At 73.9% G+C, this 12,665-nt stretch carries 9 protein-coding genes; 1 reads left to right on the top strand and 8 read right to left on the bottom strand.

The features are described from left to right. Positions 1 to 53 precede the first annotated feature (53 nt). The 7 genes from FRAQA3DRAFT_RS15195 to FRAQA3DRAFT_RS15165 form a co-directional block, all read right to left on the bottom strand. Positions 54 to 593 (bottom strand): ATP/GTP-binding protein, encoded by a 540-nt coding sequence (locus tag FRAQA3DRAFT_RS15195; protein ID WP_009739920.1) that lies wholly within the window; start codon positions 591 to 593, stop codon positions 54 to 56. Between the two features lie 41 nt (positions 594 to 634). Continuing rightward, positions 635 to 1,021, bottom strand: coding sequence for a DUF742 domain-containing protein (locus tag FRAQA3DRAFT_RS15190; RefSeq protein ID WP_009739919.1), 387 nt, complete (start codon positions 1,019 to 1,021; stop codon positions 635 to 637). A 102-nt stretch (positions 1,022 to 1,123) separates the two neighbouring features. Then, positions 1,124 to 1,561 (bottom strand): roadblock/LC7 domain-containing protein, encoded by a 438-nt coding sequence (locus FRAQA3DRAFT_RS15185; protein WP_009739918.1) that lies wholly within the window; start codon positions 1,559 to 1,561, stop codon positions 1,124 to 1,126. Between the two features lie 9 nt (positions 1,562 to 1,570). Further along, positions 1,571 to 2,974 carry a sensor histidine kinase KdpD gene (locus FRAQA3DRAFT_RS15180; RefSeq protein WP_009739917.1) on the bottom strand — a complete coding sequence of 468 codons (1,404 nt, stop codon included), beginning with the start codon at positions 2,972 to 2,974 and terminating at the stop codon, positions 1,571 to 1,573. A gap of 650 nt (positions 2,975 to 3,624) precedes the next feature. Continuing rightward, a complete protein-coding gene (locus tag FRAQA3DRAFT_RS15175) occupies positions 3,625 to 4,740 on the bottom strand; it encodes a hypothetical protein (protein WP_232292064.1) in 1,116 nt (371 codons plus the stop codon). Between the two features lie 86 nt (positions 4,741 to 4,826). Next, the gene (locus tag FRAQA3DRAFT_RS15170; protein WP_009739915.1) at positions 4,827 to 7,907 is read right to left on the bottom strand and encodes a DEAD/DEAH box helicase; all 3,081 of its coding nucleotides are present in this window, start codon (positions 7,905 to 7,907) and stop codon (positions 4,827 to 4,829) included. After that, positions 7,907 to 9,508, bottom strand: coding sequence for a serine/threonine protein kinase (locus FRAQA3DRAFT_RS15165; RefSeq protein ID WP_009739914.1), 1,602 nt, complete (start codon positions 9,506 to 9,508; stop codon positions 7,907 to 7,909). Before FRAQA3DRAFT_RS15165 ends, FRAQA3DRAFT_RS15170 begins: the two co-directional genes overlap by 1 nt. Positions 9,509 to 9,812: 304 nt before the next feature. Here FRAQA3DRAFT_RS15165 and FRAQA3DRAFT_RS15160 point away from each other — a divergent pair, with 304 nt between their 5' ends. Further along, complete coding sequence (locus FRAQA3DRAFT_RS15160) at positions 9,813 to 10,547, top strand: class I SAM-dependent methyltransferase (RefSeq protein ID WP_009739913.1); 735 nt, start codon at positions 9,813 to 9,815, stop codon at positions 10,545 to 10,547. Between the two features lie 123 nt (positions 10,548 to 10,670). Here FRAQA3DRAFT_RS15160 and recQ read toward each other — a convergent pair whose 3' ends face one another. Continuing rightward, positions 10,671 to 12,608, bottom strand: coding sequence for a DNA helicase RecQ (recQ, locus tag FRAQA3DRAFT_RS15155; protein ID WP_009739912.1), 1,938 nt, complete (start codon positions 12,606 to 12,608; stop codon positions 10,671 to 10,673). Between the last annotated feature and the right edge of the window lie 57 nt (positions 12,609 to 12,665).

The raw sequence follows: 12,665 nt of genomic DNA, 5'->3' as shown, positions 1-12,665 counted from the left end.
AGGCCAGGACGGTAATTCAGGCCAGGACGGTAATTCAGGCCAGGGACGGTGGTTCAGGCCAGGGACATGGCGTAGCGGACCAGCTCGCGCAGGGCCTCGGCGGTCGAGGCCGGGTCCCGTGCGTCGCAGGCGATCAGCGGGATGCCCGGCCGCAGCGCGAGGGCGTCCCGCACCTCGTCGAGGTCGTGCCACAGCCGGCCGTCGAACAGGTTCACCGCGACGAGGAACGGCACCGTCGAATCATGCTCGAAGTAGTTGACCGCGGCGAAGGACTGGTCGAGCCGGCGGGTGTCGGCCAGGACGATCGCGCCCAGCGCGCCGCGGGACAGGTCGTCCCACAGGAACCAGAACCGCGCCTGGCCGGGCGTGCCGAACAGGTAGAGCACCAGATCGGAGTCCAGCGAGATCCGGCCGAAGTCCATGGCGACCGTCGTCGTGGTCTTCTCGCCGTGCGGGGGCAGGTCGTCGACGCCCTCGCTGGCCTCGGTCATCCACGCCTCGGTGTTGATCGGCGGCACCTCCGACACCGAGCCGACCAACGTCGTCTTGCCGACGCCGAACCCACCGGCGATCACGATCTTCGCCGAGATCATCAATCGTTCCGGGTCGGCGACCTCCCCGGGTGCGTCCCCGCTCAGACCGGCAGCTCCCGCAGTCCGCTGAGGATCCGCTCCAGCACGCCGCGGTCATGGGAGTAGGCGTGCGCCGTCGGATGGATGAACACCGCCCCTTGGGCGGCGAGGTCGCTGATGAGCACGCGGACGACCCCGAGGGGGATCGACAGCATCGCCGACAGCTCGGCGATCGACAGCTGCGCGCGGGCCCGCTCGTAGAGCGCCTTCGACTCGGGCATCAGCGACTCGCTCAGCGCCGGGTCGTAGCTGGGGACCGAGACGAGCGTCTCCACCAGCAGGTGGTGGCGGGTCCTGGTGCGGCCCCCGGTGAGGGTGTACGGGCGGATGCGCCGGCTGCGCGTCCGTGGCGCCCGCGTCGACGGTCCCGGCGCGCTGTCCAGCGGCATCGTGATCACGGTCCTTGTCCGTCTCGGCACTACAGGGTCCGTCCCGGCACTGTCACCTGTCCCGGCACTGTCACCTGTCCCGGCCTGGCATGCGTCCCGGCACTACAGCTGCCGGCCGGCGAGGACCCGGCGCAGGTCGGCGCGGGTCTGCGGGGTCAACGCATGGCCGGCGTGCTGCACGAACTGGGTCATCTCGTAGGCCACGACCTTCATGTCGCAGTCGGCGTCGGTGAGCACCGCGAGGCCCGCGCCGGCGTCGATGCCCATGAACAGCAGGTATCCCGACGACAGCCGGACGATGATCTGCTCGCAGGTCCCCTTGTCGAACAGCGCGGCGCTGTTGCGGGCAAGACTCAGCATCCCGCTGGCGATCGCGGCGAGCTGCTCGCCCTCGACGGTGCCGACCGTGTCCGAGGCGGTGAGCGACAGCCCGTCGGACGACAGGATCAGGGCGTGGGAAACCCCGTGCACCCTGGCGACGAAGTCATTGATGAGCCAGGTGAAGTCGTCGTGCCCCTGGCGATTGGTCGTGTCGGTCACGGCTGTTCCTCAGGCCCCTCGCTGCTCGTCACGGGCGGCCCGTTCCCCCTCGGCGAACGCGCCGAGATCGGCGAGCAGCCGCTCGTGGTCCGTCGCCCGACTGGCTGCCGCTGCTGCCGGCGGTGCTGGCGGTGGCGCCGCGAGCGGCCCGGTGCCGCTCTTCAGGCTGCGTGACACCCGGCGGGGCAGGCCGCTGGCGGTGGTCTCGCCCGCGCCTGGGCCTGGGGCCGGGTTCGGCGGCGGGCTCGGCACGGGCCGCAGCGCCGGGGCGGCGGGCTGCGCGGAGTGGGCTGCCGGTGCGGCCGGGCGTGGGCGGGCCAGGTGCGCGGCCCGGCGCCCCGGTAGCCCGGCGGAGGCTGCAACGGGCAGCGGGGACCCGACGGTGCGCACGGCGGCGACGGCGGGCGCGGCGGTGACGGTCTGGGCGCCCGACCAGCTCGCCTCGGGCAGCTCGCAGATCAGCGCCGCGGGCAGCAGCACCGAGGCGGTCGTCCCGTGCGGGTGGCGTCGGTCGAGCCAGGTGCGCATCTCGTGCCGGGCCGCGATCCGGCCGACCACGGCCAGCCCCATGTGCCGCACGGCGTCGTCGTCGAGCGCCGGGCCGGCGCGCAGCCGCTCGTTGAGCCGGCGCATCCGCTCCGGTGGCAGACCGATGCCCTCGTCCTCGACCCGCAGCAGCGCGCTGCCCTGTTCGGTCAGGTGCACGCCGACGCGCACCGGCGCGGTCGGCGGGGAGGACTTGGTGGCGTTGTCGAGCAGTTCCGCCAGCAGCCGGCCGAGGTCCTCCGCGGCGAACCCGACCACGCCGAGGGGGACCACCCGGCCGATGGTGATGCGCGAGTAGTGGTCGATGGAGGACATGGCCGCGCGGATCACGTCGACCATCGCCGCGGTCTCCGACACCGTCTCGCTCGCGTCCCGGCCGGCGAGGATGCGCAGGTTCTCGGCGTTACGGCGCAGCCGGGCGGCCAGATGGTCGAGCTGGTAGAGCTCGGCGAGCCGCTCGGCGTCCTCCTCGCGGGCCTCCATCTCCTCGAGCTGGGAGAGCAGGGAGTCCACCAGGTTCAGGTCACGCAGGGCGACGTCGGCGCAGATCGCCGACAGCGCCTGCGCGGCCGCCGTGGGCGTGGTCGTGGCCACAGGCTGGGCGGTGGCCACAGGCTGGGCGGTGGCCGCAGGCTGGGCGGTGGCCACAGGCTGGGCGGTGGTCCCAGGTAGGGAGGTGGCCGGGGCTACCGGCGGCGCCAGCGGGGCGGCTGGGTCCGGCGCAGGTCTCGACGACGGCGCCGCGGCGGGTGGGACGGCCGGGCGGGAGGGCGTCCCGGGAGACGCGAGGAGCTGCGCGGCGACCTCGCGGGAGTTTCCGAGCAGCGCGCGCGATCGTTGGAACAGTTCTCGGGCTCGTGTCGTCATCCCGTCCTTACTGCTCTCTCTCGTGCGGGTCCCTCCGCTTCCGGCCACCCCCGTCAGGGTGGTATGCAATCAGACGTCCGGCGGGCTCGTCCAACCGACTTGCCCGATCCCGGGGTGACATGTCCCTAGTTGTTCCGATCGTTGCCAGGAATGGGTGCCCTAACCGCGGTGGCACCGCCGGTGACACCGGATGAACGCGGCGGGCGGGGCGACTGGCCTGCGGCTACGCCCGGATCCCCGAGCGCGCCTCGGTCAACCGTGCTGCGCACAACCCGCGGACAGCGTATTCCGGAGACGGCTTCCTCGGGGCGGTGGCAATACGCCCGCCGGGATGCCCGTGGGGGCACGCAATGTCGCCCAGCGCGTCGGGGGCGTGGCATATTTCCTGTTACCCGGAGAACTATGCGGGATCAACAGGGCAGCTACGGTGTGGAGCGGTGTGGGCGGGTCCGTGGTCCGACCGGCACCGCCGGCTGCCGACGTCGCGTGAGCGCCTTCACCGCCTGCCCTGACCGTCCTGGTGGCGGTTCTCACCGCGGGCGCAGGCCCTGGCGGTCGCAGCGACGCCGCCCTGCGCCCGGACCGAGCTGGCCCGGACCGAGCTGGCCCGGACCGAGCTGGCCCGGACCGAGCTGGCCCGGACCGGGGGATCAGCGAAGGGCCTCCAGGGCGTTGCGCTGGAGCAGGTCCCCGGACTCGACGGCCAGGCGCAGCAGCTCGTCGAAGCTGGGAACCGGCACATCCAGCAGCTGGGCTACCGCGGCGACGGCGTCGTCGGCCTCCGTGCGGCTGATCCCGGGGCGGCGGCAGATCGCCAGCGCCCGCTGGCGCACCGCGCGGGTGCGCAGCCGTTCGTCGTCGCACCAGAGCTGGAGGAAGTGGCCTTCGCGCACCTGGAACGAGCCGAGCCGGTGCAGCTGCAGCTGGCCGTCGAAGGCCTGCGGCGGCAGCGTCGCCCGCCACACCCCGCTCGGCAGGGTGTGCAGGTTCGCCCGGCCGAGACCCCGCTCGCGCAGCCAGTCGAGCCAGCGCAGCCGCGGCTCGTCCCCGCCGCGTTCGTGCCGCAGGGTGTCCAGGACCTGCGGGGCGCGCCGGCACAGCTGCTCGAGGAACGTGTCGCGTACCGGCGCGGCCTGGGTGAAGGCGAGGACGCCATCTTCGGTCAGCAGGAGATGTGCCGGCAGCCACGCGCCCGCAGTGGCGATCGGGCTGAGGTCCTCCAGCAGGTGGGGGACGTTGAACCGGGCGCGGTCGGGGCGCCGGCCCAGTGCGCGCACGGCGTCCAGGGAGAACGGCCGCATCGAGGTCAGCCGGCGAAACCAGCGGGCCCGCTCGTGCTCCCCGGCCGTCTCCTCGCCGTCGAGCAGGATCCGCACCGAGCCGTGGTAGTGGGAGCGCGGCAGCGGCTCGTTCGTGAACGCGTCGAAATACAGCAGGTGGCGGCTCTCCTTCTCGACGTACCGCATCCCGTCCTGCACGGAGAGCACGCCCAGCGAGCTCGCGGCCACCTCGGCCGGCCCGGTGCGGGTCAGGTGGCCGATGTGGACGAGGTGATCGACGCCGCGGGTCACGAGCGAGGCCGACAGCCCGAAGAAGCGCATGAGGTCGGCCTCGGTGGCGAGCCGGCCCTCGACCACCCCGCGCAGCAGGAAGTGGTCGACGACGTCGAACGGCTGGCTCTCCCGGAACCTGGCCTGCGCCTCGACCTGCCACAGCGGCCAGCGCACCGAGAAGATCCGCAGCGGGCGGACCTCCGGCATCGTCATCGCGTGCTCCAACGCCCGGAACGCCGGATACAACAGGGGGGCTCCGCTTGTCGTGGGAACACCGCTTGTCGTGGGAACACCGCCGCTCATCGGGGGTCACCGTCGAGCCCGCGCAGCCGGGCCTCGATCTCTCGGGACGGGCGCAGGTCCCCGCCCGCGGCGAGCGCGGCCCGCAGCTGCGCCATGACGGCGGCGAAGCCCTCGTTGCGGGCCGGGCCGAGCGTCGCCAGGTCACCGACGAGGACGAGCTGCCGGCGGGTTCGCGTCATCGCCACGTTCAGCCGGCGCAGTTCGCTGAGGAACCCGACGGTCCCGTTGTGGTTGCTGCGGGTGAAGCCATAGATGATCAGATCCCGCTCGTTGCCCTGAAAGGAGTCCACCGTGCCCACGTTGTCGTCGATCGCGCCGGGCCCGCCGAGCTGCTGGACGAGCGTGCGCCGCAGCAGCCGGACCTGATGCTGGTAGGGCACGATCACGGCCCAGTCGCGATGGTGGGCGGCGTAGCGGGCCAGCAGCCAGCCGATCAGCTCGGCCTCCAGCGCGTTGCTCACCCCGCCGCCCTCGCCATGGGTCTCGGACCGCTCGCCGGCCGGCCGGTCGGAGGTGTCCACGAACGCCAGCGGGCTGGTGAACAGGGGATCGTCCGTCCATCCCGGATGGTCCGTGGCGAGCGCGCCGTCGTAGAAGGCGTGGGAGATGAACTCGGCGACGGTCGCCGGCATGCGGCGCTGGAGCGTGAGGGTGACCCGGTGGTGCTCGTCGAGCCGGGTGAACAGCCGCTCGAACTCGCTGCGGCGCACCATGTCGCGGGTCTGCTCGGCCGCCTCCGGGGACAGCTCGGCGCCCGGGACGAGGTCGTCGGCCCAGTCGGCAAGCTCCTCCTCCAGGTACGGGGGAAGCTGGTGGTGGTCGCCGACGAGGAGCGCGCGCCGCGCCCGGACCAGCGGGATGAGCAAGTTCGGGGCGGAGATCTGGCCGGCCTCGTCGACGATGGCGAGGTCGAACTCGACGCCGCTCAGCAGCGGCTTCGTCCCCACGCTGATGCAGGTCGCGGCGACCACGTCGGCGTAGGTGACGAGCTCACGGCATAGTTCTCCGTCCGCGGTCGGCACCCGGTCCCGCCAGAGGGCCAGCAGCTGCGCGCGTGTCCGGGCGAGCGCGATCGCCTCGGCCAGGAGCCGCTCGCGCCGCTCCCACTGGGCGAGCGCCGCACCCCACTCGTCCTCCTCTGAGTCGTCACCGGTGACATCACCGGTGATGTCACCGGTCGGGCCGCCCGGCGCACCGGCATCCCGGCCGGCGTCGGCCGCCGCTTCCAGCGGCGGCAGGCAGCCGGCCAGTTGGAGATCCGCCTGCAGGTCGGCGGCGATCCCGGCCGCGGCGGACAGCGCACCGGCGCGGGCGGTCCAGGCGGTCTCCCGTTCGCGCAGCAGCCGGGCCCCCTCGGGATGCTGCGCGACGAGCCGGGCGGCGCGCTCCCACAGCTCGGCGAGCGTCCCCTGGGCCGCGGCGAGGCGCTGCTCCGCCTCGGTGAGCTGGTCCCGCGCCTCGTGCAGGTCCCCCAGACGGCGGGCCACCGAGCGCCGCCGGGCCCATGCCCACCAGCGCGGCACCCGCCGAGCGGCGAGGCGGTCGTGGCGGTCCAGCGCCAGATCGTGCGCCCGGCGGCAGTCGGCCACGGCGCCGGCGAGGCGTTCGGCCTCCTCGCGGGCGGCCGCGATCAGCGGCTCCAGCGGCGCGCGCAGGGACCGGCCGAGGGCGTCCAGCACGGCGTCCTGCACCCGGACGGAGCGGTCGGCGTCCCCCGCCGCCGCGAGCTGCCCCTGCAGGAGCGCCAGCCACGCCTCGCCGGTGCCCGACGGATCCGCGAACGGGTCGAGCGCCGCCGCGACCGGCTCGGTGTCCCGGATGATGGCGCCCACCAGATGTTCGACCTGGGCTTCGGGGGTCAGTTCGCGGGCGGCCGCGGTCATCGACTCGGCGTTGCCGATCCGCACGCAGCGCAGCTGGTCGGCCAGGCCCCGCAGGACGTTGTCGACGGCCTGGTTGCTGTGCGAGGTGACCAGCGTCCGGCTCGGGGCGCCGCCCGCGCCCGCCCGGCCCGCCTCGGCGGTGGCGATCTCGGTGATCGTCCACGTCTTGCCGGTTCCGGGCGGGCCGAGGACGAGCAGCAGATCGGGGTCGCCGAGGGCCCGCTGGTAGGCGTCGAGCTGGCCGGCGTCGAGGGGGCGCTCGGGTCGAGCGGACCGGTCGGGCTGCCCGGCCCGCTCGACCCGGTACTGCGCCAGCGCGCCGAGCAGCCGCGGGTTGGCCGCCTGTCCCTCGCGCAGCGCGGCGACGGCGTCGAGCTGGGCCCGGCGGATCACCTCGCTGGGCAGCAGGCGCAACGCGCCCTGGGCGGGGATGCGGGCGAAGTCGGGCATGCCGTCGAAGCGGATGACGACCTCGGCGCGGGCGCTGCGCAGGATCCGGCCACGCAACGTCCGGTCGTCGGCCACCTCGACCAGCGCCCCCTCGGGGAGCTGCGTGGGCCCGGCGAGGCGGAAGGTGTAGATCCCGCGGGCGGAGAACCGCTGCTCGCGGGTGGCCTCGCGGGCCCGGTACAGCACCGTCTCGGCGCGCAGCCGTTCCTCCTCCAGGACCCGGGTCTGCTCGACGATGCGGGTGACCGTGGCGAGGTAGTCGCGCTGGGCGGGCGGCAGCTCGCCGGCCGGGCCGTCCGCGGCGGCGTCCAACCGCGCCCAGGCCTCGCGCAGCACGTCGAGGTGGTTGCGCTGACCGGGTGGGACGTACCGCGCCTCCGGGTGGAGAACCCAGCCGGGGCAGCGGATCCGCAGCACGCCGCGGGCCACGTTCGCGTGGTCGGCGAAGCCCCACCGGCCGAGGAAGGTGAGCTGGTACCCGTCGTCGCGTCTCGTCGGCCGCAGCAGGGCGACGTGCGTGTCGGTGTAGAGCCGCAGCGTCGTCCCCGCCGGCGAGACGTTGAGCCGGGCGGGCACGCCGACCTCGGACAGCAGCCGTAGCTGGTCGACGAAGAGTTCCGGATCCAGCTCGTCCGTGCCCTGCGTGCGCCTGCTCGCGAGCTGCTGCTGCAGGCGCGGTGCCGGGACGACGGCGATGACGCTCGGCAGCCAGACCCCGTCGGAGGCCGTCGGTGCCGCCGCCATCAGTAGCCGGTGCGGGCAAGATGGTCGGCGCCGACCCGGAAGGCGTCGGCGAGGACGCGGATCCGGGCGGGCCGCCGCGCCGGGTCCGAGTCGAGCGCCCGCACCAGCACCTCGTCCAGGGTGTCCGGCACCGGGAACGGCAGCGGGAGCCCCCGCAGCGGCGCCGGCCCACCGCGGGCCGGCGTGACGCCGGCCAGGCAGTGGTAGGCCATGGCCGCCAGCCGGAAGACGTCCGTGCGCACCCCGACCCGCGGTTCGTGCAACCCGAGGCGCTCCTGTTCGGGGGCTCGGTACTCGGCCGGCCCTTCTCCGGCGTGGCGGGCCACCGTGGCGAGCCCCAGGTCGCGCAACGCCGGCGGCGCCGCGTGCGCGACGGGCCCCGGCAGGATCACGCCGTCGGGGGTCAGGGCCCGGTGGCTGTGCCCCGCCTCGTGCAGGGCCGAGAGGACCTCACCCGTGCCCGCGGCGGTGCGCAGCAGGGCGACGGCGGTCGACAGGTTCGGCGCCCACGTGCGGGCCGGCGCCGCCCGCCCCTCGCCCGGCGGCGCTCCCCAGGGCCTCGGGCCTGCCGCCGAGCGAAGGGACGGGTAGCCCGATCCGTTCGGCCGCACCGGGTGGGAGCGGGTTCGTGCCGACCCCCGCTCGGCGCGGCGCGGGGGACCGAAGACCTCCCGCCAGGTGGGGCCCGCCAGCCGGCCGGAGAGCAGGCCGGCCTCCACTGGCGTCACCTGGCCCTCGATCAGTTCGGGGAGGCCGGGCCGCCCGCCGATCTCGGCGAGCAGGCGGATCTGGCTGTCCACGGTCGCGAGCTGCGCGTCCGCCGCGAACCCGGGCCGGCGCACGAGGACGTGGCGAAACCACACCGGGCGCGGCGGCGGACCGGTGAGCGAGGCGGTCCCCTCCCGCAGCACCCAGGATCCGTCGCCGCCACGCCGCTCCCGCGGGTCCCCCTCCAGCAGGCAGGCGTGGGCCGCCACGTGCACCGTCTCGCCGCCCGACCAGGACACGTCGGCGGGTACGGCGCGGCGCGCGGGCGGGGGAGCAACGACCGGCGTCGGCCCGTCCGCCGTGCCCGACCAGGCGTAGCCGGCCGCGCTGGGCCAGGCGTAGTACGCCGCGCGCACGTGCGCGGCCACTGGCCGGCCGAGCCGGGTACGCAGGCCGTTCTCGTCCCACAGCTCGATGCGGATCGAGGTCGCCGCCTGCTGCTCGCGCCGCCAGCGGTCCCACCACATCGCCGTCGGATGGTCCATCGAACCGGGGACGCAGAGAATCCACCGGTCGATCCGGTAGCCGTACTCGCGCGCATTCCTCACCGCGGACCGGAACGAGTCCCTGATCTGCGCACGATGGCTCTCCCGTATCTGTGGCAGGAAGTATTTGGCCTGCCAGACGATGATCCGGTCATCGAGGCTGCCGAGGAAGACATCGATCCCGGCGTCACCCGGGTTGGCGCTTATCTGCCGGGCGCCCGGATGCAGCGCATCGACGAGCTGTGCGATCATCTGTTCGAAATCATCACGTGCGCCGGCCTCGCTGTGTGTGCGCAGGCCGTGCACGCGAAAGTCGACGGGGAACGGGCCAAGGCGCGGATCCGACATGCGAGATCGCTCTTCCCGGGGCAGAGGAGGGAGACATCGGCCGACCGATCCTAGCTGAATCGTCCTGCTCTGGCTTGCTTCGGGGCGTTCCGCCCGGCCTCGCCGTCACGGCCCGCCGGGCGGGCCGCGGGCGCCGACTCGGACACTCCGGACGGCGCATACTCCGCCGCACCGCCATTTCCCGGGCACCGATCCGCTCGCGGCCGCCAGGCCTTTCGCGCGGTCTTTCGAATCGGAGCCGGGTATTCGGGATATCTTCGCGCCCTACCCGGTTTTCCGTTCATCTAGTGCCGAGAGGCAGGCCATGCAACGGTTCTCCCGCCGCGGGCGGCCCGCCCGGCCCGTGCCCGCCGCGGTCGGTGCGGCCTCGCCCGAGGTCCGCGCCGGCGCCGCGACCTACGGGTGGGTGGCCCTCGCCCTGTACGACATCTCGGTGACCTGGTTGAACAACCGGTACGTGTGGCGTTGCCCGGCCGCCGTGATCAACCGGCAGTACAACGCGCACGCGACCGTCCGGCACCTGGAGGTCGGCGTCGGCACCGGCTATCACCTGGCGCGGGCCCGCTGGTCGGGGCGGGCGGCCGTCACCCTCGCCGACCTCAACGAGAACACCCTGCGCTGGACGGCGCGCCGGATCCGCCACCACGAGGTGCGCACCGCCGTCGTGAACGCGCTGGAGCCCTTTCCCGACCTGCCCGGGGCGCCGTTCACCTCGGCCGGGGTGGGTTACCTGCTGCACTGCATCCCCGGTCGGCTCGACGAGAAGGCGTCGGCCGTCCTCGGCAATGTCGCCGCGGTGCTCGAACCGGGCGCGGTGGTGTTCGGCAGCACGATCCTCGCGCCGGGGCCGAGTACACCGCCGCGCGCCCGCCGCATGATTCGGCTGCTCAACCGCCGCGGCATCCTGCACAACACCGAGGACACCGCCGCCGACCTCGGCCGGGCGCTTGCCGCCGTCTTCGCCGAGCACACGTTGGAGCAGGTCGGCGAGGTGGCGCTGTTCACCGGCCGTACGGCGGCGGCCCCCGACGGAAGTTGACCCGCATCTCGGCGAGGAACGGGGGTCCGGCACGCTGACCAGGGACGCAGGCTAGGCGCACCGCACCGCACCGCACCGCACCGCACCGCGCCGGCCGGGCGCACCGCGCCGGTTTGGTCCGGTTCAGTCTGGTTCGGGAGTCCCGGTGGACCCGGCGAGGACGTCGAGGAGCTGCTCGCCGTACTTGGCGAGCTTGTTCTCGCCGACGCCGCTGATCGTGGCGAGGTCGGCGAGACTCGTCGGCATCCGCGTGGCGATCTCGCGCAGCGTCGCGTCGTGGAAGATCACATAGGCGGGGACGCCCTGCTCCTTCGCGGTGGCGCCGCGCCAGGCCCGTAGCTTCTCGAACACCGGCACCGCCTGCGCCGGCAGGTCCACCGGCGCGGCGCGCCGGGCCCGGCCCGCGCCGCCCGTGGCGTCGCCGCCGGATCTGGCACTCGACCGCGCGACCCGCTCGGGCTCACGACGCAGCGCGACCGTGCGCGTCCCGCGCAGCACGTCGGCGCTGGCCTCGGTGAGCGCCAGCGTGCCGTGTTCGCCCTGGACGGCGAGCAGTCCCTGGGCCAGTAGCTGGCGCACGACCCCGCGCCATTCGAGCTCGCGCAGATCCTCGCCGACGCCGAAGACGGACAAGGTCTCGTGGCGGTGCTGGGTGACCTTGGGCGTCGACCGGCCCAGCAGGATGTCGATGACGTGGCCCGCGCCGAAGCGCTGATGGCGCTCCCGGTCGAGGCGCAGCACGGCGGAGAGCAGTTTCTGGGCGGCGACCGTGCCGTCCCAGGACTGCGGTGGCTCGAGGCACGTGTCGCAGTTGCCGCAGGCCGCGGCGCCGTGTTGGCCGAAGTAGGCGAGCAGGCCGACGCGGCGGCACTCGACCGTCTCGCACAGGGCGAGCATGGCGTCGAGATGGGTGCCCAGCCGGCGGCGGTGCGCGGCGTCGCCGGGGGAGGCGTCGATGAGCCGGCGCTGCTGGACGACGTCCTGCAGGCCGTAGGCCAGCCAGGCGGTGGAGCGCAGGCCGTCCCGACCGGCGCGCCCGGTCTCCTGGTAGTAGCCCTCGACGGACTTCGGCAGGTCGAGGTGGGCGACGAAGCGGACGTCCGGCTTGTCGATGCCCATCCCGAAGGCGATCGTCGCGACCATGACGATGCCGTCCTCGCGCAGGAAACGGGCCTGGTTCTCGGCCCGGACGCGGTTGTCGAGCCCCGCGTGGTACGGCAGCGCGGGAATCCCCTGGCCGGCCAGGAACTCGGCGATCTTCTCGACCGAGGCCCGCGACAGGCAGTAGACGATGCCCGCGTCACCGGGGTGCTCGGTGCGCAGCAGGTGCAGCAGCTGCGCCTTCGGCTCCTTCTTCGGCGCGATGCGGTACTGGATGTTCGGCCGGTCGAAGTTCGCGACGTGGTGGTAGGCGTCCGCCAGGCCCAGCCGGGCGGCGATCTCCTTGTGTGTCTCCGGCGTCGCGGTGGCGGTGAGCGCGACGCGCGGCACGCTCGGCCAGCGTTCGTGCAGCATCGACAGCATCAGGTAGTCGGGCCGGAAATCGTGCCCCCACTGCGCGACGCAGTGCGCCTCGTCGATCGCGAACAGCGAGATCGAGCCCCGGTCGAGCAGGCGCAGCGTCGCCTCGACGCGAAGCCGCTCCGGCGCGAGGTAGAGCAGGTCGAGCTCACCGGCGAGGAAGGCGGACTCGACCGCCCGCCGCTCGTCGAGGTCCTGGGTGGAGTTGAGGAAGCCGGCTCGCACGCCGAGCGCCCGCAGCGCGTCGACCTGGTCCTGCATCAGGGCGATGAGCGGGGACACCACGACCCCGGTGCCGGGGCGGACGAGGGCGGGGATCTGGTAACACAGCGACTTGCCGCCGCCGGTGGGCATGAGGACCAGCGCGTCGCCGCCGTCGACGACATGCTCGATGATCTCCCGCTGGCCGGACCGGAACGACTCGTAGCCGAAGACCCGCCGCAGGACCCGCGCGGCGGCACTCCCGGGGGCTCCGGCAGCACCGGCGGGGGCGCCCGACGGGTCGACGGGATGCCTCTCGGAGCCGGGCGGCAAGGTCATCTGGCCACCTTACGGCCATCCGCCCGGGTCGGTGGCCCCGCGGTCCGCGGCTGTGGA

It is taken from the genome of Frankia sp. QA3 (assembly GCF_000262465.1).
Taxonomy (GTDB): Bacteria; Actinomycetota; Actinomycetes; order Frankiales; family Frankiaceae; genus Frankia.
The sequence above is the reverse complement of the archived record's forward strand: the minus strand, read 5'-3'. Positions and strand labels throughout refer to the sequence as shown.

What these genes read in the sequence shown, in the direction of transcription:
- FRAQA3DRAFT_RS15195 (WP_009739920.1), bottom strand. Translation starts at nt 593, where the DNA reads ATGATCTCGGCGAAGATCGTGATCGCCGGTGGGTTCGGCGTCGGCAAG.
- FRAQA3DRAFT_RS15190 (WP_009739919.1), bottom strand. Translation starts at nt 1,021, where the DNA reads ATGCCGCTGGACAGCGCGCCGGGACCGTCGACGCGGGCGCCACGGACG.
- FRAQA3DRAFT_RS15180 (WP_009739917.1), bottom strand. Translation starts at nt 2,974, where the DNA reads ATGACGACACGAGCCCGAGAACTGTTCCAACGATCGCGCGCGCTGCTC.
- FRAQA3DRAFT_RS15175 (WP_232292064.1), bottom strand. Translation starts at nt 4,740, where the DNA reads ATGACGATGCCGGAGGTCCGCCCGCTGCGGATCTTCTCGGTGCGCTGG.
- FRAQA3DRAFT_RS15170 (WP_009739915.1), bottom strand. Translation starts at nt 7,907, where the DNA reads ATGGCGGCGGCACCGACGGCCTCCGACGGGGTCTGGCTGCCGAGCGTC.
- FRAQA3DRAFT_RS15165 (WP_009739914.1), bottom strand. Translation starts at nt 9,508, where the DNA reads ATGTCGGATCCGCGCCTTGGCCCGTTCCCCGTCGACTTTCGCGTGCAC.
- FRAQA3DRAFT_RS15160 (WP_009739913.1), top strand. Translation starts at nt 9,813, where the DNA reads ATGCAACGGTTCTCCCGCCGCGGGCGGCCCGCCCGGCCCGTGCCCGCC.
- recQ (WP_009739912.1), bottom strand. Translation starts at nt 12,608, where the DNA reads ATGACCTTGCCGCCCGGCTCCGAGAGGCATCCCGTCGACCCGTCGGGC.